The following is a 19,410-nucleotide window of genomic DNA, read 5'->3' on the forward strand; positions in this document are numbered from 1 at the left end:
GTGAAGCGAGCCGCCAGGCGAAGCTTCACCCGCAGATCGCGAAGCGATGCCGCGCTCGCTGCTTTCGCGATTCGCCCCCGAGCCGCCTGGCGAGGGGGCGAGGTCGCGGAAGCGATGAGTCAGGTCCATTCCCAGCGGATGCCGTGGTAGCCGGCGGCCATGCCGAACTCGATGAAGTGGACGCTGTGGTAGGCGGACATGCGCAGGTCGGCCGAGTCCTTCAGGGCCGTGTGGGCGTCGGGGCGCCAGGTGCGGTAGCAGCGGGCGGGCAGGGCGGACGGGTGGAAGCGCACCTCGATGAGGTACTCGTGCTGCGGGGTGCGGAAGCCGCGGCCCTCCTCGGTGACGGGCGGGCCGCCGGTCTCCTCGAAGCCGAACCCGTACTCCAGCAGGTACGTCTCGCCGCGGCCGAGGGCCCGGTCGAACAGCAGCTCGGCGGCGATCAGGCCGCTGGCGCCGTCCATGCGGACGCGGCCGAAGCGGCAGCCGTGCGCGGTGCGGGAGGTCGGCAGGACGCCGTGCGGGTGGTGGTAGACGGCGATCCAGCGGTCGGCGCCGCGCTGCTGTGCCTGGAACACCGCGCGGGTGCGCACCTCGCGCAGCTCCCCCTCGGGGCCGAGGACGTACTGGTCGTGCAGGCTGAGCCCGGTGAGCTGGCGTTCGCCGCGCTCGCCGATCTCGTCCACCAGGTCGCGCACGCCCGGCTCGGGGCACAGCGCCTCCACCGGCAGCCAGGGGCCGGCCGACCGTTCGGCGGTCGGCTTGAGCAGGGTGAGCAGGGAGTGCCGCGGCAGGCCGAGGATGACCTCCAGCGCCCGCACCGCGCGCAGCGAGTCGGCGCGTTCGGGGCGGGTGCGGCCGCGCTGCCAGTAGCTGAGGGTGGACAGGCTGACCGCGATGCCCTGGTCCTCCAGCCGTCGCCGCAGGGCCTCCAGGCTGAGCCCGCGCGCCTGGATCGCCGCGTGCAGGGCCACGTTGAACGGGCCGTACCGCAGCACCTGGACGAGGTCGTCCTCCGTCGTGACGCTCTGCACCGTCATCATCGGCCTCCGGTAGACAGGGCAACGGCCGCGCCCCCTGTCATCGGCCTTGACAACAGCAGTGAAAACCTCCGGGGTAACTGTAAGACGACGGCCCGGCTTTTTCCAACGGGCAAGTTTCCACAAAACAGGGACCCCGCGAGCCGCCGGAGCGGCTTCGCGGGGCCCGTGTCAGGGTCTGCGCGGCGGGGTTCCGTCACACGGAGTCATGCGCCGGACGCGCGGACACCTGGCGCTGGTCCACCCGTCACAGGGAGCGCTTGTTCAGCAGCAGGTTCGGGGTGCCGGCCGGGTTCCCGGTGATGACGCCGGAGGTGGCGTTGCTGGTCAGCCAGCTGCGGATGGTGCTGAACGACGCGTCGCCGTAGGTCGCCTTGTACAGGGCGGCGACCCCGGCCACGTGCGGCGTCGCCATCGACGTGCCGCTGATGGTGTTGGTGCCGCCGTTCAGCCAGGTGGAGGTGATGGAGGAGCCGGGCGCGTACAGGTGGACGCAGGAGCCGTAGTTGCTGTACGAGGCCCGGGCGTCGGTGCTGGTGCTCGCGGCGACCGTGGTGGCGTTGGCGGCGCTGGCCGGCGAGCGGTTGCAGGCGTTGGTGTTCTCGTTGCCCGCGGCGGCGGCCAGGAACACGCCGGCGTTGGCCAGGTTGTTGGCGGCCGTGTTGATGGAGGCGGAGTAGCCGCCGCCCAGCGACATGTTCGCCACGGCGGGCTTGACGTGGTTGCTGGCCACCCAGTTCATGCCGGCGATGACACCGGAGGTGGTGCCGCTGCCGCTGCAGTTGAGCACGCGCACGCCGCGCAGGTTGACCGACTTCGCGACGCCGTAGCTGGAGCTGCCGACGGTGCCCGCGACGTGGGTGCCGTGGCCGTTGCAGTCCTGGCCGTTGCCGCCGAGGGCGTCGTAGACGTTGGTGGCGCGGCCGCCGAAGTTGGAGTGCGCGGTGTAGATGCCGGTGTCGATGATGTAGGCGTTCACGCCCGCGCCGGTGGAGTTGTAGGTGTAGCTGTTCGACAGCGGCAGGTTCGTCTGGTCGATGCGGTCGATGCCCCACGACGGCGGGTTGGTCTGCGTGGCGTCGGCCTTGATGACGGCGTCCTGCTCGATGGACGCGATGCCCGGGGTGGTGCGCAGCTTGGCCAGCTGGGCGTCGGTGAGCTTGGCGGAGAAGCCGTTCAGCACCTTGCCGAAGCGGTACTGGGTGCGGATTCCGCGCTTGGAGACGGTCGAGTCGACCGAGACGCCCTTCTTGAGCGTCACGATGTACTGTCCGGCGACGCCCTGGCCGGAGGCCGCCATGGCGACGGGAACGGCGGGGGCGGCGGGAGCGGCGCCGGCGGGCAGGGCGCCCGCCACGGCCAGGGGGACGGCGGCGAGGACGGCGATGGGCAGGGTACGTCGTCTCATCGTTTCTCCGTGTGCGGGAGGACGGGGGGACCGATGAGATCCTCGTTTCGGGGCGGGACTTCCGTCAATGTTTTCGAGGGGACCCCGAATTTCACATCGAGCCCTCTGGATAACGATTGCGTCGCGTTCGCGTCAGCGACGTTTGCCGGGATCCGCGTTTTCGGACGGCACGTTTCGAATGCGGCGACGTTTCGCGGGCCGGTTCGGTCAGTCCCATTCCCATTCGACGCCGAGGACGCCGCGCCTGACCGCCCCGGCGGCGATGTGGGCGCTTCCGGACGCGCCGATCCACAGCTCGCCGAGCCGTTCCCGAGGCGCGCCGCCGGTTTCCTGGAAGAAACCATAGCAGCGCGCGGGAATCATTTCCTGATGAAACTGCACAACCGAAAGATAATCACGCACCGGACGGTGGAAACGGCGCCGGTAGTCCGCCGCGGGCGGTCCGTCGGCGGGCAGGACGAGCTCGTATTCGACGACGGCGGTGTCCCCGGCCGCCAGGACGCGGTCCAGGACCAGCTCGAACGCCATCAGCCCGGCCCCGGCCCGGATCCGCCCGGCGCGACAGTACCGCAGCCCGGTCAGGTCCGCGCGCGGCGCCCCGTCCGCGGGGGCGTCCGCCGGGAGGGCGAGGGGATGGACGCACACGACGCGGTCGACGTCGTCGCCGATCGCGCGCAGCACCTCGCGCACCGACAGCGAGCGGGGACGGCGCGAGGCGTCCAGCCGGTACACGTCGTGGGCGCTGAGGCGTTCGAGCCGGTGGTCGGCCGAGCGGTCGAGCTGCCCGACGACGCGTGCGTACAGCTCGGGATCGGGCCACAGGTCGGCGGCGGCACGCGCGCGGTCGGCGCGGTCGCTCCAGCCCGCCGCGCCGCGCCCGGCGACGGCGCCGCCCGGGCCCGGCGGCTCGTCCAGCAGGCCGGTGAGCGTCCCGGCGGGCACCTGCAGGATCTCCTCCAGCGCCGCCACGACGGGGCGGGACCGGGGCCGGCTGCGCCCGCGCTGCCAGTAGCTCAGCGTCGCCACGCTGACCGACACTCCGCGGCGGGCGAGACGGTGGCGTATGCGCTCCAGGGTCAGGCCGCTGCCCTGGATGGCCTGCCGTAACGCGCCGGCGAACTCCACGGCCGGATGCTAGCGGTCGGCGCGTCCCACTCAGAAAAGAATCGACATGAACGTGTCGACCTCCACAAAGCCGACACGCCGGTACGCGGCGCGCGCCCGCGCGTTGTAGTCGTTGACGTACAGCGTCACGGTCGGCGCGACGGTGCGCAGGCACTCCTCCACCAGCGCCGCCATGCCGCCCACCGACAGGCCGCGTCCGCGCAGGTCGGGCGGCACCCACACGCCCTGCACCTGGCACGCGTACGGGGTGACGGCGCCCACCTCGGCCTTGAACATGACCCGGCCGTCCTCGATGCGGGCGAACGCGCGGCCCGCGCGGATCAGCTCGGCGACCCGCGCGCGGTAGAGCACCCCGCCGTCCCCGGCGTGCGGGGAGACGCCCACCTCCTCGGTGAACATCGCCACGCAGGCGGGGTAGACGAGGTCGAAGTCGTCCATGCGCACCCGCCGCACGTGCGGGTCGGCGGGCACGGGCGGCATCGTCGAGGTCGACATGACCGGCTGGACGGACCGGATCGCCCGGGGCGGCCCCCAGTACGGTTCGAGGATCTCCCACATCTCGCCGACCGCGTCTATCGGGCCGACGATGGACGAGCAGCGGCGGCCCTGGGCGCGGGCCCGTTCGGCGAACGCCCGCACCGCGGCCGAGTCGGCGTTGACGGGGATGAGGTTGGCGCCCGAGTAGCACAGCGCGGTCGGGCGTCCGTCCCTCAGGTAGCCCCACATCTGCGCGCCGAGCCGGCCGGGGTCGAGCCCGGAGGCGTGCACGCGGGAACCGACGAAGACGTTGGCCACCGGGTCGGCGTCGAGGATGGCCAGCGCCTCGTCGCGGTGGCGGTCGTCGAGAACCCGCACCGGCAGCGACCCCAGCATGCGCATGGCCTTACCGGCCCCCTGAGGGCAGTGGCCGCCACGCGCAGGCCACGTTCGTCAGCACCACGTAACAAGCCTATGACGTTCACCGCCCGGCCGTGGCAACCGGCTCCCCTTCCGGCGCTCCTTCCGCAGGACCGGTGCGGCGTTCCCGCCGCACGGTGCCGGCTTTGGGCGGGGGCGGAGCGGGGCACGCCAGGTCCGAGCCGGCGTGGGACGGCGGCAGCGCGCCGGTGGCGAGGTAGGCGGCCACGGCCTTGTCCACGCACCGGTCCCCGCTGAAGGTGACGCCGTGGTTTCCGCCGCGGACCTGCGTGATCAGCCGGGAGCGCGGGAACAGCCGGTGCGTCTCCAGCGCGCCGGCGTACGGGGTGGCGGCGTCCCCGGTACTGGCGACCAGCAGCATCGGGGGCAGCCCGCGCCTGTTTCGGACGGCGGGTTTCGGTCCCCCGGGCACCCGCCAGAAGGCGCACGGAGCGTTGTACCAGGTGTTGCTCCAAGTCTCGAAACGATAACCCTCGCGGTAGAGCCGCGAGGCGTCGCGGTGCCAGCGGGCCCAGTTGCGGGGCCAGGCCGCGTCACGGCACTCCACCGCGTTGTAGACGGTGTAGTTGTTCTGGTCCAGCCATGTCGGTTTGTGCCAGAGCTTGCCCAGCGGCTTGGGGTCGCGTCGCACGAGGTAGTCCGACAGCGCGCGCGCGTGCGCCGGCCAGGTCCGGTTGTTGTAACCGTCGGTGAGGAACACGTCGTCCAGTTCGGACGGACCGACCCGGCCGTTGACGGGTTTGCGGGTGACCGCCCTGTGCACCTTGGCGTAGGACCGGGCCACGGCCTCACGGGTGCGTCCCAGCTTGTACGTCCTGTGGTTGCGGGCGATCCACGCGAAGAAGGACTGGATGCGGCTCTCGAACACGACGTTCTGGAAGAGGTTGCTGGGATACCACACGGCGCTCGGCCGGATCACGCTGTCGAGCACCATGCGCCGTACCCGGTGCGGATACATCGACGCGTACACCGCGCCCAGGTACGTGCCGTACGAGTAGGCGAAGTAGGTGACCTTCTTCTGGCGGAGGGCGGCGCGGACGTAGTCGATGTCGCGGGCGGAGTCCACCGTGCGCATATACGGCAGGATCGAGCGGTAGCGGCGGGCGCAGTCGTCGGCGAAGCGGCGGGCCCGGTTCTTCCAGGCGCGCTCCTCGGCGGCGCTGCGCGGCACGTAGGGGGCGCGGGGCCGTCCCGGGTCCTGGTACGTGCGGTCGCAGACGAGGGCGGGCCTGCTGCCGCCCACGCCGCGCGGGTCCAGGCCGATCCAGTCGTACTGCGCGGCGACCTTCTTGTCCAGATTGCCGGTCACGAAGCGCGGCAGGTCGCGGGCGTGCGCGCCGGGACCGCCGCGGTTGAGGAGCACCACGCCCTGGAAGGTGCGGGAAGTGTGCCGGATCCGGGTCAGCGCGAGCCTGATCTTCCTGCCGCGGGGGCGGGCGTGGTCGAGCGGGACGGCCAGCGTGGCGCACTCCATGCCCCGCAGTGCGGTCTTCTCGACCGGGTCGTTGGCCGGGCAGGGGCTCCAGGACAGGCGCGGCGGCCGGGCGGTCGAGGCGGCCGCCGGGAGCGGCGCGAGCACGGTGAGGGCGAGGGCCGTGGCCGCCGCCGCGGCGGCGGCGCCCTTGCCGGTCCCGCCGACCGGCGCCCCGCCCGCAGAGAAGACAGTGAGCACCCCTCGTTATCTACCGGGCGGACGCGTCCCGGTCCGGGAGCGCCGGATCAGCGCGATTCCGCGCGATACACCGGCAAAGCCGACGCCCGCGGACCGGCCGTGCGGTCCGCGGGCGTCGTCTCACCGGAAGGCGTCCGAGGTCAGTCCGGGATCAGTCCGGGATCAGGGACGGCCGATCAGCACGTCCTTGCCCTTGGGCGCCGTCGCGGCCTTGACCGCGTACGGGTTCGGGTCGTTCAGCCTGGGGTCGGCCTGGCAGGTGACGTCCGCGCCCTGGCCCGGCCTGCGGGCCGGCAGCGTCCCCGCGTTCAGGTACGCGGCGACCCGGTCGTCCAGGCAGGCGTTGCCGTTGAGGGTGTTGCCGTGCGTCTTGCCGCCCTCCTCGGCGATCAGCCGCGCGGACGGGAACAGCTTGCGCATCTGCGGGCCGCCCGGGTACGGGGTGGCCGCGTCCAGCGTGGACTGCACCAGCAGGAACGGGGGCACCTTCCTGCTCTTGTCGCCGACCTTGAACGCGCGTCCGCCCGTGGCGGGCCAGAAGTGGATCGGCGCGTTGAACCAGGTGTTGGACCAGGAGTTGAAGCGGATGCCGCTGCGGTACTGGCGGACGGCGTCGTTGTGCCAGGTCTTCCACTTCGGCGGCCAGGGGGCGTCCACGGCCTGCACGGCGTTGTAGACGGCGAAGCCGTTGTCGCCGCCGCCCTCGCTGACCCACTCCAGCAGCGGCCCGGCGTCCTTGTTCGTCGCCCACGCCGACAGCGCCTGGGCGAAGTAGGTGTAGTACACGGTGTTGTAGCCCGCGCTGAGCACGATGTCGTCCAGCTCGGACGGGCCGACCTTGCCGCCGATCGGGGACTTCTTGGCCTCGGCCCGGATCCGGTAGTACGTCGCCTCGACCTCCTTGGCGGTCGCGCCGAGGTGGTAGAGCGAGTCGTACTTGGCCGTCCACGCCCACCAGAGCTTCATGTTGCGCTCGAACGCCTCGTTCTGGTTGAGCTGGGACTGGTACCAGACGTCGCGGACGTCGACGTTGCCGTCCCACACCATCCGCTTGACGTTGCCGGGGAACAGCGTCGCGTACGTCGCGCCCAGGTACGTGCCGTAGGAGAAGCCGTAGTAGCTGATCTGCTGGGCGCCGAGCGCCTTGCGGATCGCGTCGATGTCGCGGGCCGAGTCGGTGGTGCGCATGTGCGGCAACATCCAGCCGTACTTCTCACCGCACGCCTTGGCGTACTTCTTCGAGCGCGCCAGCCAGACCCGCTCCTCCTTGCCGTTGGACGGCACGTAGTCGGGCCGCACCGGGTCGGAGTAGTCGGGCACGCAGCTCAGCGCCGGCTTGCTGGACTCCACGCCGCGCGGGTCGAACCCGATGATGTCGTACTTGGCGGCGACCTCCGGGGGCAGCCACGCGGCCATCCCGCCCGCCAGGTACAGCCCGGCGCCGCCGGGACCGCCCGGGTTGGCGAGCAGGACGCCCTGGTAGTTCGCCGTGTCGGTGGCCTTCACCCGGGACACCGCGATCGAGATCTTGCGGCCGTTCGGCTTGGCGTGGTCGAGCGGCACCTGCAGCTGGGCGCACTCGGCGTCGCGCAGGTACGCGCCGCCCGTCACGTCGGTGGGGCACGCGCCCCACGCCAGGCCCCCGGCGGCGGGACGCGCGGCCGCCGGGGACGCCGGGGACGCCGTCCCGGCGCTGGCGGCGACCGCGGTGCCGCCGACGCCGAGCGCAGCGGCGGACATGATCAATACGAGCCTTCTCAACGAACCCCCTCGGGAACGGGTTGGTCGGGGCAGAACAGGGCCCCGTTCCGGCGCGGGGAACGGGGCCCTGGGGCTTGTCAGCGGATCACCGCGACGTCGTCGGCGGCGGAGGCGTTCACCGCCGCCGAGACGGCGGCCGGGGTGGGGGCGGGGTTGGCCTTGCAGAACGCGTCGGCGCCCTTCCTGGAGGCGGGCAGCGTGCCGTCGCCCAGGAAGGCCGACACGTGGCCGTTCATGCACTGGTTGCGGTTGGCCGTGATGGAGGTGCCGTGGTTGTTGCCGCCCAGTTCCAGCACCATCCGCGAGGTGGGGAACAGCCGGTGCACCTCGTAGGCGCCGGGCAGCGGGGTCGCCGCGTCGTTCTCCGGCTGGACGATCAGGATCGGCGGACCGTCCCCGCCCGCCCCGATCCTCTGCGGCGTGGCGCCCTTGACCGGCCAGAACGCGCACGGCGCGTTGTACCAGGCGTTGCCCCACGTCAGGAAGGTGGCGCCCTGCCGGTACTGGCGCGAGTGGTCGGCGTGCCAGCGGCTCCAGTTCCGCGGCCACGGCGCGTCCCGGCACTCCACCGACGTGTAGACGGCGTAGCTGTTCTGGTCGAGCCAGGCGGGCTCGGCGAAGTTGTCGCGCAGCCCGGACGGATCGTCGCGCAGCACCCAGTCGGCCAGCGCCTGGGCGTGCGCGACCCAGGTGTAGTTGCGGTAGCCGTCCGGCAGGAAGATGTCGTCGTACTCGGAGGGGCCGATCCTGCCGTCCACCGGCGCCTTCCTGATCTTCTCGCGCCCCTTGCGGAAGGCGGCCTCGACCTGCTCACCGGTCGTGCCGAGGTGGTAGACGGAGTTCCAGTCGGCGATCCAGTCGAAGAAGATCTCGGCGCGCTTCTGGAAGGCCTCGTTCTGGTCGAGGTTGTCGGCGTACCACACCCCGCTGGGCCGCACGACGCTGTCCAGCACCATCCGCTTGACGTTGCGCGGGAACATCGACGCGTAGACCGAGCCCAGGTACGTGCCGTAGGAGTAGCCGAAGTAGCTGGTCTGCCGCTGTCCCAGCGCGGCCCGGATGGCGTCCATGTCGCGGGCGACGTTCCGCGTGGTGATGTGCTTGAGCGTCGCGCCGTACCTGTCACCGCAGTCGTCGGCGAACGCCTTGGCCTTCTTCGCCCACGCCGCCTCCTCGGCGGCGTTGCCGGGCACGTAGTCCGGCCTCGCCCTGCCCGGGTACAGGTAGCCGGGGTCGCACGCGATCTGCGGCTCGCTGGCCGCCACACCGCGCGGATCGAACCCGATCCAGTCGTACCGTGCGGAGATCTCCCTGGGCAGGCCGTTGGCGGGGTTGGTGAACCGCGTGGGCAGGTCGCGCCCGTACCCTCCGGGGCCGCCCCGGTTGAGCAGCACGATGCCGTCGTACCGCCTGGTGTCGGTGGCCTTGGCCCGGGTGAGCGCCAGCTTGATCGTCTTGCCGCGCGGATCCGCGTAGTCCAGCGGCACGCGCAGGGTGCCGCACTCCAGCCCCTTGAGCGCACCGCCCAGGAGCGGATCGTCGTCCGGGCAGGCCGTCCACGCGATCGCCGGCCGCACCGGCGCGCCCGCCCCCGCCGACGTCTCCGCCGATGCCGCCACCGCGGTGCCGGCGAGCCCGGTGCTCACCGCCGCGGTGATCAGTACGAGTCTCCTCACGGATCCTCCCTCGGTCCGCGCGGGCTCCCGATGGAGCCCACCAAGCGGAACAACGGAGAAATATTGACGATCGAGACATGTACGACGGGAGATCCAACGGCGAGTGATGCACAATCGTGACGAATCCCGAAAACTCCGCGAACCACCCCCTTTTCCGGCCCCCCGTATCCACGCGACCGGGCGTCCAGGGGTTGAGCCGGCGCGTGGGCTCACGCGCATGGGTGGTCGGCGCGGGCGGTCGCCCGGCGCAAGGTGCTCAGGGACGAAGGGCTGGGCGTGGCGGAGGCGCCATGAAAAGGACCTGGGAGCGGGTTTCTACGGCGTTGGTCACGCGCATTCACGGCCGGGTCGCGGGAGTGCGCCGGGTGCGAGGTTGGTGACATGCGCCGGAACCACGCGGGCGGCCAGCGTGGAGCGAGGGGGGCGGGGCGGCGGAGCGCCCGAGATGTCGTAGGTGTGGGTGTGCGCGGGCGCGTGGGGCGCCCGCGCGCGGGAGGTCAGTGGACGGTCACCTGCGGGGCGGCGGAACCGTCCTCGTCGATGTCGATGCCCATCTCCTCGGCGAGGCGCATGGCCTCCTCGATCAGGGTCTCGACGATCTGCGCCTCGGGGACGGTCTTGATGACCTGGCCCTTGACGAAGATCTGGCCCTTGCCGTTGCCGGAGGCCACGCCGAGGTCGGCCTCGCGGGCCTCGCCGGGACCGTTCACCACGCAGCCCATGACGGCCACGCGCAGCGGGACGGGGAAGTCCTTCAGACCGGCGGTGACCTCTTCGGCGAGCTTGTAGACGTCCACCTGGGCGCGGCCGCAGGACGGGCAGGAGACGATCTCCAGGCCGCGCTCGCGCAGGCCGAGCGACTCCAGGATGGCGATGCCGACCTTGACCTCCTCGACCGGAGGGGCCGACAGCGACACGCGGATGGTGTCGCCGATGCCCTGCGACAGCAGCGCGCCGAAGGCGACCGCGGACTTGATGGTGCCCTGGAAGGCGGGCCCGGCCTCGGTGACGCCCAGGTGCAGGGGGTAGTCGCAGCGCTCGGCCAGCAGGCGGTACGCCTCGACCATCACCACGGGGTCGTTGTGCTTGACCGAGATCTTGATGTCGCGGAAGTCGTGCTCCTCGAACAGCGAGCACTCCCACAGCGCCGACTCCACGAGGGCCTCGGGCGTGGCCTTGCCGTACTTGGCCAGCAGGCGCTTGTCGAGGGAGCCGGCGTTGACGCCGATGCGGATCGGCACCCCGGCGTCCTTGGCCGCCCTGGCGATCTCGCCGACCTTGTCGTCGAACTTCTTGATGTTGCCGGGGTTGACGCGGACCGCGGCGCAGCCCGCCTCGATGGCGGCGAACACGTACTTGGGCTGGAAGTGGATGTCGGCGATGACCGGGATCGCGGACTTGCGCGCGATGGCGGGCAGCGCGTCGGCGTCGTCCTGCGACGGCACCGCGACCCGCACGATCTGGCAGCCGGACGCGGTCAGCTCGGCGATCTGCTGCAGCGTGGCGTTGACGTCGGCGGTCAGCGTCGTCGTCATCGACTGCACCGACACCGGCGCGTCGCCGCCGACCGGCACGTTCCCCACCATGATCTGCCGCGACCTGCGGCGCGGCGCCAACCGGCGCGGTTCGTCGCCGCGGACCGTCGGAATACCGAGTGAAACGCTCATCCCTCTCCTTTACCTCGCCCTCCTACCCTAGGCGGCGCGGGGGAATGGAAAGGCTCGACCGGGTGTCGAATGCCCGGTGAGTGGTGATGTCATGACCGATCCGATACTTTGTGTGACCGGATGCGGACGTTCCGCGTCAGCGCGGCAGCCGCAGGGGGTTGACCAGGTCGGCGAGGATGAGCAGCAGGCCCAGTCCCACCAGCAGCATGACGGCCAGATAGGTGACGGGCAGCAGCTTGGTCATGTCGACGGTGCCGGGGTCGGGGCGGCCGCGGGCGCGGGCCACCCGGGCGCGGGCGCGTTCGTAGCCGACGACCGCCAGGTGCCCGCCGTCCAGCGGCAGCAGCGGCAGCACGTTGAGCGCGCCGAGGAAGATGTTCAGCGAGACCACCAGCGACAGGAACAGGGCGATCTTGTCGCGCCAGGAGGCGTGCGCGGAGAAGATCTGCCCGGAGATGTCGGTGGCGCCGACCACGCTGCCGACCTGGCCGCCCGGGGTGCTGGCGCGCTCGGGTGAGAACAGCTTGGGGATGGCGGCGGGCAGGTCGACCACCACCTGGCCGATGCCGGCGAGGGTCTGGCCGATGCCGGCGACGGCGAACCCGGCGGCGCCGAGCGGGCCGGTGCGCCGGTAGTCCTGGCCGACGACGCGCGCGGAGACGCCGACGAACGGCCTGCCCTCGACCTGCGCCGGACGCAGCGACACGGTCATCTGCGCGTCGCCGCGGCGCACGACCACGGGGACGGCCTGGCCCGGCCTGGACTCCCCGATGGCGGTGCGCAGCCGCGCCCAGTCGCTGACGGGCGTGCCGTTGTAGGACACGACGCGGTCGCCGGGGCGCAGGCCTGCGGCGGCGGCCGGGGAGGGCGGGCGGCCGGGTCCGCACGGCTGCCGCAGGGCGGCCGGGACGCAGGCGGACACGTGGGCGACCGTGGTGGTGGCGGTGCCGGGCTGGCGCACCCCCACGGCCATCGCCAGCACCATGAGCAGGACGAAGGCGAACACGAAGTTGGCGACCACCCCGGCGGCGATCACGACGACGCGGCGGGAGGCGGGCTGGCGGTAGAAGGCGCGCGGACGGTCGGCGGCGGGCACCGGCTCCAGCGGCGTGTAGCCCACGATCCGGACGAAGCCGCCCAGCGGCAGGGCCTTGACGCCGTACTCGGTCTCCCCGACGCGCCGCGACCACAGCGTCGGGCCGAAGCCCACGAAGAACTGGGTGGCCTTCATCCCGAACCGCTTGGCGGTCAGCAGGTGGCCCGCCTCGTGCAGCATCACCGACACCAGCAGCGCGACCACGAAGGCGATCGCGCCGAGGAGAAAGGCCATCGCGCTCCTTCCCGCGGCGGGGCGGGCCCGGGACCCCGGGAAGGAGCGGCCGTCAGCCGTCGCGTGCGGTCAGCTCGCGCGCCCTCGCCCGTGCCCATGCGTCGGCGGCCAGCACGTCGTCCAGCGTGAGCCGGGCCTGCGGTCCGCCCGTGTCGTGCTCCTCCACTACCCGCGCGACGGTGTCGACTATCCCCAGGAACGGCAGGCGGCCCGCGCGGAACGCCTCCACGCACTCCTCGTTGGCCGCGTTGTAGACGGCGGGGGCGGTGCCGCCGCGCTCCCCCACGCGGCGGGCCAGCGCCACGGCGGGGAACGCCTCGTCGTCGAGGGGGAACAGCTCCCAGGTGTGGGCGCGGGTCCAGTCGACGGCGGGGGCGGCGTCCGGGACGCGCTCGGGCCAGTCCAGGCCGAGCGCGATCGGCAGGCGCATGTCGGGCGGACTGGCCTGGGCCAGGGTCGAGCCGTCCACGAACTCCACCATCGAGTGGATCACCGACTGCGGGTGCACCATGACCTCGATGCGGTCCATCGGGACGTCGAACAGCAGGTGCGCCTCGATGACCTCCAGGCCCTTGTTGACCAGCGTGGCGGAGTTGATCGTGACGACCGGGCCCATGTCCCACGTGGGGTGGTCGAGGGCCTGCTCGGGGGTGACGTCGGTCAGCTCGGCGCGGTTGCGGCCGCGGAACGGCCCGCCGCTGGCGGTCAGCACCAGCCGCCGCACCTCGGCGGCGCGGCCGCCGCGCAGGCACTGGGCCAGCGCGGAGTGCTCGGAGTCGACCGGGACGATCTGCCCCGGCCGGGCGCGCTCGGCGACCAGCGGGCCGCCGACGATCAGCGACTCCTTGTTGGCCAGCGCGAGGGTGCGGCCCGCGTCCAGCGCGGCCAGGGTGGAGGCCAGGCCGAGCGCGCCGGTCACCCCGTTGAGCACCACGTCGCACGGCCAGGCGGCCACCTCGGCGACGGCCTCCGGGCCCGCCACGATCTTGGGGATGGCGTAGTCGCCGGAGGCGTAGCCGTGCCGCTTGGCCTCGGCGTAGAACGCCAGCTGCAGGTCCTGAGCGGCGGACGCGCGGGCCACGGCGACGACCTCGGGCCGGAACTCCAGGGCCTGCCGGGCCAGCAGGTCGACGCGGCCGCCGCCGGCGGCCAGCCCGGTCACCCGGAACCGGCCGGGGTTGCGGCGGATCACGTCCAGGGCCTGCGTGCCGATGGAGCCGGTGGAGCCGAGCACGACGACGTCGCGCGCGCCTGCGGCGCCCTCGGCGCCCCCGGCGGGCCCGTCGGCCGGGGCGGGGGCGGCGTTCGAGTCTGCGGTCACCCGTCCATTGTCGGCCATGGGCGGACGGTCCCGCGCGCGGCCGTCAGCGGCCGCGCCGCTCGCCCGCACCCCCGGGCTGAAATGCGGTGACGCCCAAAGATACGGATCCCACCCCCGGCATTTGTGGAGTTATGCCACTAGTCCGGACATAGAAGGCGAAACTACCGTCCGCTCACAGGCGTACACCTCTTTTCCCGATCCCTTTACCCCCCGTCTCCCCCCGATCTCCGGAGACCAGATGAAACGCCTTCTGCGCAACGCGGCCGTGGCCGCGGTGGGCGGCGCCGCGCTGGTGCCCCTGCTGACCGTCCCCGCGCACGCGTCCGCCCCCGCCGCTCCCCTCCTCCCGACGTCCCCCGGCCCGGTGACCCGGGTGCAGGCGTCCGACAACTCAGAGCAGCAGCGCGTGCTGCGGTTCTGGACGACCGAACGCATGCGGTCGGCCGTCCCCATGGAGAAGCTGTTCAAGCCCAAGTACAAGAGAACCCTGGAACAGGTGCGGCGCGGGCTGGCCAAGGTGCTGCCTCCCTCCGCCCTGTCCATCCCCAACGGCGGCAGCCCCTGGAGTGGGGGCGGCAAGGTGACGCACACGGCGGGACGGGTGTTCTTCACCTATCAGGGCCGTACCGCCTCGTGCTCCGGGGACGCGGTGACCAGCGCCAACAAGAGCACCGTCATCACCGCCGGGCACTGCGTCAAGCTGGACGGGGCCTGGCACACCAACTGGGTGTTCGTGCCGGGCTACGACAACGGCGCCCGCCCCCACGGCACGTGGACCGCCAGCAAGACGCTCGCCACCCCCCAGTGGACGGCCAGCGAGGACCTCAACTACGACGTGGGCGCGGCCGTGGTGAACGAGCTCGACGGCCGCAAGCTCGTCGACGTCGTGGGCGGCCAGGGCATCGCGTTCAACCAGCCGCGCAGGCAGAACATGTACGCCTTCGGCTACCCGGCGGCCGACCCCTACGACGGGTCCGCGCTCATCTACTGCAGCGGCCGGTCCATCGACGACTTCCTGCTGAGCAACGACCACGGTCTCGCCTGCGACATGACCGGCGGGTCCAGCGGCGGGCCGTGGTTCATCAGCTTCGACGAGTCCACGGGCACCGGCATCCAGAACTCGGTCAACAGCTTCAAGTACAACTTCCTGCCGACCCACATGTTCGGCCCGTACTTCGGTACGGACGCCCAGAACCTCTACAACGCGGCGCAGTCCTCGTAGGCCTCTCAGAGTCCGCTGGGCCCGCCGTCCTCCCGGAGGCCCGGCGGCCGGTGTCTCCCCCCGCGCACCGGCCGCCGGGCCGTTCCGTCACCTGGGCTCATCCAGGAACGTCGGCCGCACCAGGAGCGCTCGCCGAGCTAGAAGCGCCTGCCGGGCCCGTCCGGCTGGCACGCCCCCCACCTCGACTGCTGCGATCCCTGTGCGGCGACCGGCCGGGACGGCCCGGGCGGCGCCGACGGGTCCTCTGGCGGCGCCGGCGGGACGGACCGGTCCGATGACGGCACCGGGCCGGGACGGTCCGCGTCGCGCAGCAGGGGCAGGCGCAGCATCAGCCGGGCACCGCGCAGGCTGTCGGCGACGTACAGCCTCCCGCCGTGCGCGACGGCGATGTCCCGCGCGATCGTCAGGCCCAGCCCGGTGCCGCCGGCCGCGCGGCTGCGCGCGGTGTCCAGCCGCGTGAAGCGCTGGAACACCCGTTCCCGGTCGGCGGACGGGATGCCGGGGCCGTCGTCGCAGACCTCCACCACCGCCTCCTCGCCCTCGGCCCGCACCACCACCTCGACGTGGCCGCTGGCGTACCGGTCGGCGTTGGTGAGCAGGTTGACCAGCAGCCGGGCGAGCTGCAGCCGGTTGCCCTCCACCCGCACGCCCGGATCGACGCGGGCGGAGACCGGCAGCCGCGGCGACCGCTGGGCCAGCTCGGTCTCCACCAGCCGGCCCAGGTCCAGCGGGACGCGGGCGGGCTCCACGCCGGCGTCCAGCCGGGCCAGCGCCAGCAGGTCCTCGACGATGTGGTGCAGCCGCTCGGCGTCGTCCAGGCACTCGCGCAGCGTCTCCAGCAGGTCGCTCTCCTCGGGGGCGGCCAGGGCCAGCTCGACGCGCGTGCGCAGGGCGGTCAGCGGGGTGCGCAGCTCGTGCGAGGCGTCGGCGACGAACCGGCGCTGCTGCTCGGCCGACCGCTGCAGCCGGTCCAGCGTGGCGTTGAGCGTGGCGGCCAGCCGCGCCACCTCGTCGGCGCTGTCGGGCACCGGCATGCGGCGGCTCAGGTCGGTGCTGGTGATCTCGGACATGGCCGTCTCCATCTGCGCGACCGGACGCAGCGTGCGGCCCACGGCGCGCCAGGTCACCCCGGCGGCCACGATGACCACGACGATGCACAGTCCCGCCACGGTGACCGCCGGGACGGGGCTGCCCAGCGCCCACGGCTCGGGCACGGCGCCGTACACCATCACGGTGCCGTGCCCGGGTACCGCGGTCCGGTATCCGACGATGTTCAGGCAGTCCGACTGCCAGGCCGGATCGCCGCAGACCCGGGTGTCGACGCGGTTCCTCCCCGAAGGGGGCAGGCTGTGGCTGAGCGGGGCCCTGTTCTGCAGCGGCGCACTGGCCGCCAGGACCCGCGGAGTGCGGCCGGTGGACACCACCTGGAGCAGGGTCACGCCGTCGCGTGCCGGCAGCACCCCGGCCGTGGCCCCGTGGCGGTACGCCGCCGCGGTGTCCTGAGCGGCCCGGGCGGCGTGGGCGGTCAGACGCGAGGTGATCAGATGCTGCGCCAGCACGGCCGCGGCGATGCCCACGACCAGCAGCACCGCGCCGATCAGGCCCACCGCCGCAAGCGTCACCCTGGCACGAAGCGAACGGGGCCAACGCCGCCCGTTCCGCGCACGTCGAGGCGGGGCGGTGACGCGCATGAGTCCTTTGTATGTCCCACCCGTACAACGTCGGGCAAAGCGTACTTCCCGATTCAAATGTGAAACTTCTCCGGATTTCTACCTTTGGTCGGGAAAGTACCCGCCGATCGCATCACGCCCACCGCCCTCGGCGCGGCCCCTCGGCCCCGGGGCCCGAACTTTGCCCGGCTTTTCACCGACGGTAACTGATACATCACACTGGCCCGCCTATAAAGGAAAGCGTGCATCGGCACCCGTCACGGGAGACAGGGATGGGCCGTATGGGCGAGGTGACGTTCGACCCCGGCGCGCTGACCGCCGCGCAACGCGACGGGGACGCATGCGTCGTCTGTCACAAGAAGTGGCCGAGACCGCGCGTCCGGGTCGGTCGCCTGCCCGAAGGCCAGGGCGTGTTCGCGTGCGACGAGTGCGCGCCCGCCATCCGCCCTGTCCCCCGCCCCCGCCGGGGGGACGGGGAGCCGGACACGAACGCCGGGACTCCGGTCCGGGAACCGGAGCCGGCGCGGACGGCGGTCGTCACATAGACCGTCGTCACGGAGGTCTCTCATGGAGGAGGGTGACCCGGGCTTTCGGGGGGACGCCCGGGACCACCCGTAAGGCGCGCCCGACTGGGGGCGGTCGGGCGCGCCGGAGACCCCTCTCCCCCGCTCACGGGACGCGTTTGCCGCCCTTGGTGGCCTCGAACCACGCCTTGGTCCACTCGGCGTAGTCGGTGCAGTCGCGCCGCCCCTTGTCGCCGCCGCCGTCGGCCGTCCCGCACTGCCGGGACGGCGTGTGCGCGAAGATGACCTTGTCGAGGTAGTCGCGGTCGCCCACGTGGTAGGCGTTGCAGAAGGCGGCCCTCAGCCGGTCGCCGCCGCACGCCTGGGGATTGGCGGGCGCGACCCCGGACCACTCGGCGATCTGCTGCTGCACGTCGGGCGAGGCCGTCCACTGCAGCCACTGGTACATGCAGTTGGGGTGCTCCGCGCGCGCGCCGATCATCCAGGCGTTCATCCACCCCGTCACCCCCTCGGAGGGGGCGACGCCCTGCACGGACTTGCCCGCCCGGCTCAGCACGTCCACCTGGTACGGCCACACCTGCCCCACGGCCGCCTCGCCCCCGGCGAACGCGCTGATGGAGTCGGCGGGCAGCTCCCAGTACATCTTCACGTGGGGACGCTGCTCGGCCAGCACGCGCTTGGCGGCGTCCAGCTGCTCGCGGGTGAGCGAGTACGGGTCGCCGATGCCCAGATCCCGGTCCTTGCCGCGCAGATAGAGCGCGGCCTCGGCGATGGCCAGCGGGCTGTCGCGCATGACCAGCCGCCCGGAGTACCGGCGAGCCTGCGCGGGGTCGAACAGCGCGGCCCAGCCCGACGGGGCGGGCTGGGCCGACCGCGTGTCGTACATCAGCAGGTTGGAGCCCCACACGTAGGGCACCCCGTAGACCGTCTTGCCGCGCCTGAGCAGGTTGCGCAGCCGCGGCTCCAGCTTGCGGTAGCCGTCGACGAGGCCGGTGTTGACCGGCGCGACGTCCTCGCTGGCGATGAGCCGCCCGGCCACCTCCGGCGGCGCGGCCACGCCGTCGTAGCGGCGGGACTTGTTCTGCATCACCTCGGCCATGTCCTGGGCCGTGCCGACCACCTTCAGGCCGACCTTGCAGCCGGTGCGCTCCTGGAACGGCGTCACCCAGTCGACGCGCGGGTCGCTGCCGCCGTTCTCGATGTAGCCGGGCAGGGTCACCAGGTTGAGGGCGCCCTCTCCCGGCCCGAGGGTGCTCGCCACCCGCACCGTGCCGACCGGCTCCTCCTCGTCGCCGCTGCAGGCGCCCAGCGCCGTGACCAGAACCGCGGCCATCCCCGAGGCCAGCACCTTGGCCCTCAGCCTCATGTCGCTCCCGAGTCGCGTGTCGTGTCCGCCGCGGCCAGCGGGCCCCCGGCTCCCCGCGGGCGGCCCGTCCCCGGCGCCGACCCGCCCCATCGGCGCAGCGTAGCGTCTCCGGCCGAAGGATCACGCCCGTCCCCGATCTCCACCGCGGCGGCGTGCGGGACGCGCCGAGCACGCGCACGAGGACACGCGGCGCCGTCCGAACGAAACTCGTTGCCGCCGGGCACCGCCGTTCTCCCGGCCCACAAGAATGGGCGCCGAATAAATCAACGGAGCGAACGGCGTCTTCCGGGCACATCGTCCCGCCTTTTCCGGTCGCACCGGCACAGCGGTTTCCGGCGACGCGGGGAAAGAATTGCGCGGGACGGGGAGTCCGCCACGGCCCGGGGGGACAGCGGGTGCTGGTGACCGCGCCACACACGGAGGTTGCTGGAGAGGGATATGGCGCGGGCTACTGCCCTTCCCGGGGCCGCGGCGGCACCGGCGGACGTGGCGCGGTGGGGGAACAGCGGATCACCTTGCGGTGCTGCCTGGCCACGCCATCGCCGGCACCCGGCGGAGCGGCGACGGGGTGCCGCCCTCGAGACGGAGGAGATTCGAGGGGCGCCGCGTGTCCGGCCGGGGGCTCTCGGAGGGCCGTTGACCGTGCCCGGTCACCGGCCCTGTCGGCCGCGCGGGCGGCCGCTGTGCCGGCTGGGGCGCCGGCTGCCTGG

Annotated in this window: 14 protein-coding genes; 2 read left to right on the top strand and 12 right to left on the bottom strand. The window is 72.6% G+C overall.

Annotated elements, in window-relative coordinates; translation table 11 throughout:
* Positions 1–119 precede the first annotated feature (119 nt).
* The 10 genes from ABZ801_RS09205 to dxr form a co-directional block, all read right to left on the bottom strand.
* Positions 120–1,043 carry a hypothetical protein gene (locus ABZ801_RS09205; RefSeq protein ID WP_360694867.1) on the bottom strand — a complete coding sequence of 308 codons (924 nt, stop codon included), beginning with the start codon at positions 1,041–1,043 and terminating at the stop codon, positions 120–122.
* Between the two features lie 244 nt (positions 1,044–1,287).
* Positions 1,288–2,448, bottom strand: a complete 1,161-nt coding sequence (locus ABZ801_RS09210; RefSeq protein WP_360694870.1) for a S8 family peptidase — start codon at positions 2,446–2,448, stop codon at positions 1,288–1,290.
* A 207-nt stretch (positions 2,449–2,655) separates the two neighbouring features.
* On the bottom strand, positions 2,656–3,573 hold the full coding sequence (locus ABZ801_RS09215; RefSeq protein WP_360694873.1) for a hypothetical protein: 918 nt from the start codon (positions 3,571–3,573) through the stop codon (positions 2,656–2,658).
* Between the two features lie 30 nt (positions 3,574–3,603).
* Positions 3,604–4,446, bottom strand: coding sequence for a DUF4081 domain-containing protein (locus tag ABZ801_RS09220; RefSeq protein WP_344948500.1), 843 nt, complete (start codon positions 4,444–4,446; stop codon positions 3,604–3,606).
* 85 nt (positions 4,447–4,531) lie between these two features.
* The gene (locus ABZ801_RS09225) at positions 4,532–6,163 is read right to left on the bottom strand and encodes an alpha/beta hydrolase (protein ID WP_360694876.1); all 1,632 of its coding nucleotides are present in this window, start codon (positions 6,161–6,163) and stop codon (positions 4,532–4,534) included.
* 162 nt (positions 6,164–6,325) lie between these two features.
* Positions 6,326–7,903, bottom strand: a complete 1,578-nt coding sequence (locus ABZ801_RS09230) for an alpha/beta hydrolase (protein ID WP_360694879.1) — start codon at positions 7,901–7,903, stop codon at positions 6,326–6,328.
* Positions 7,904–8,001: 98 nt separating this feature from the next.
* Positions 8,002–9,600 carry an alpha/beta hydrolase gene (locus ABZ801_RS09235; protein ID WP_360694882.1) on the bottom strand — a complete coding sequence of 533 codons (1,599 nt, stop codon included), beginning with the start codon at positions 9,598–9,600 and terminating at the stop codon, positions 8,002–8,004.
* 497 nt (positions 9,601–10,097) lie between these two features.
* Positions 10,098–11,267, bottom strand: a complete 1,170-nt coding sequence (gene ispG / locus ABZ801_RS09240) for a flavodoxin-dependent (E)-4-hydroxy-3-methylbut-2-enyl-diphosphate synthase (protein WP_360694885.1) — start codon at positions 11,265–11,267, stop codon at positions 10,098–10,100.
* Between the two features lie 136 nt (positions 11,268–11,403).
* Positions 11,404–12,597 carry a site-2 protease family protein gene (locus tag ABZ801_RS09245; RefSeq protein WP_360694888.1) on the bottom strand — a complete coding sequence of 398 codons (1,194 nt, stop codon included), beginning with the start codon at positions 12,595–12,597 and terminating at the stop codon, positions 11,404–11,406.
* 52 nt (positions 12,598–12,649) lie between these two features.
* Positions 12,650–13,831: a 1-deoxy-D-xylulose-5-phosphate reductoisomerase gene (dxr, locus tag ABZ801_RS09250; protein ID WP_344948498.1), complete on the bottom strand. Its 1,182-nt coding sequence runs from the start codon at positions 13,829–13,831 to the stop codon at positions 12,650–12,652.
* A gap of 325 nt (positions 13,832–14,156) precedes the next feature.
* On the opposite strand from dxr, the gene ABZ801_RS09255 reads away from it, so the two are divergent.
* Positions 14,157–15,140, top strand: coding sequence for a peptidase (locus tag ABZ801_RS09255; RefSeq protein ID WP_360694891.1), 984 nt, complete (start codon positions 14,157–14,159; stop codon positions 15,138–15,140).
* A 137-nt stretch (positions 15,141–15,277) separates the two neighbouring features.
* Here ABZ801_RS09255 and ABZ801_RS09260 read toward each other — a convergent pair whose 3' ends face one another.
* A complete protein-coding gene (locus tag ABZ801_RS09260) occupies positions 15,278–16,762 on the bottom strand; it encodes a HAMP domain-containing sensor histidine kinase (protein WP_360694894.1) in 1,485 nt (494 codons plus the stop codon).
* 320 nt (positions 16,763–17,082) lie between these two features.
* On the opposite strand from ABZ801_RS09260, the gene ABZ801_RS09265 reads away from it, so the two are divergent.
* A complete protein-coding gene (locus ABZ801_RS09265) occupies positions 17,083–17,355 on the top strand; it encodes a hypothetical protein (protein WP_344948199.1) in 273 nt (90 codons plus the stop codon).
* Between the two features lie 124 nt (positions 17,356–17,479).
* On the opposite strand, the gene ABZ801_RS09270 is transcribed toward ABZ801_RS09265, so the two are convergent.
* Entirely contained in the window at positions 17,480–18,700 is a 1,221-nt protein-coding gene (locus ABZ801_RS09270) for an ABC transporter substrate-binding protein (protein WP_344948197.1), read from the bottom strand.
* Between the last annotated feature and the right edge of the window lie 710 nt (positions 18,701–19,410).

The organism is Actinomadura sp. NPDC047616 (assembly GCF_040642915.1).
Taxonomy (GTDB): domain Bacteria; phylum Actinomycetota; class Actinomycetes; order Streptosporangiales; family Streptosporangiaceae; genus Spirillospora; species Spirillospora miaoliensis.

Excerpts from the sequence above, each read along its gene's own strand:
- ABZ801_RS09205 (WP_360694867.1), bottom strand. The coding sequence starts at position 1,043 with ATGATGACGGTGCAGAGCGTCACGACGGAGGACGACCTCGTCCAGGTG.
- ABZ801_RS09210 (WP_360694870.1), bottom strand. The coding sequence starts at position 2,448 with ATGAGACGACGTACCCTGCCCATCGCCGTCCTCGCCGCCGTCCCCCTG.
- ABZ801_RS09220 (WP_344948500.1), bottom strand. The coding sequence starts at position 4,446 with ATGCTGGGGTCGCTGCCGGTGCGGGTTCTCGACGACCGCCACCGCGAC.
- ABZ801_RS09230 (WP_360694879.1), bottom strand. The coding sequence starts at position 7,903 with ATGTCCGCCGCTGCGCTCGGCGTCGGCGGCACCGCGGTCGCCGCCAGC.
- ispG (WP_360694885.1), bottom strand. The coding sequence starts at position 11,267 with ATGAGCGTTTCACTCGGTATTCCGACGGTCCGCGGCGACGAACCGCGC.
- ABZ801_RS09245 (WP_360694888.1), bottom strand. The coding sequence starts at position 12,597 with ATGGCCTTTCTCCTCGGCGCGATCGCCTTCGTGGTCGCGCTGCTGGTG.
- ABZ801_RS09255 (WP_360694891.1), top strand. The coding sequence starts at position 14,157 with ATGAAACGCCTTCTGCGCAACGCGGCCGTGGCCGCGGTGGGCGGCGCC.
- ABZ801_RS09265 (WP_344948199.1), top strand. The coding sequence starts at position 17,083 with ATGGGCCGTATGGGCGAGGTGACGTTCGACCCCGGCGCGCTGACCGCC.
- ABZ801_RS09270 (WP_344948197.1), bottom strand. The coding sequence starts at position 18,700 with ATGAGGCTGAGGGCCAAGGTGCTGGCCTCGGGGATGGCCGCGGTTCTG.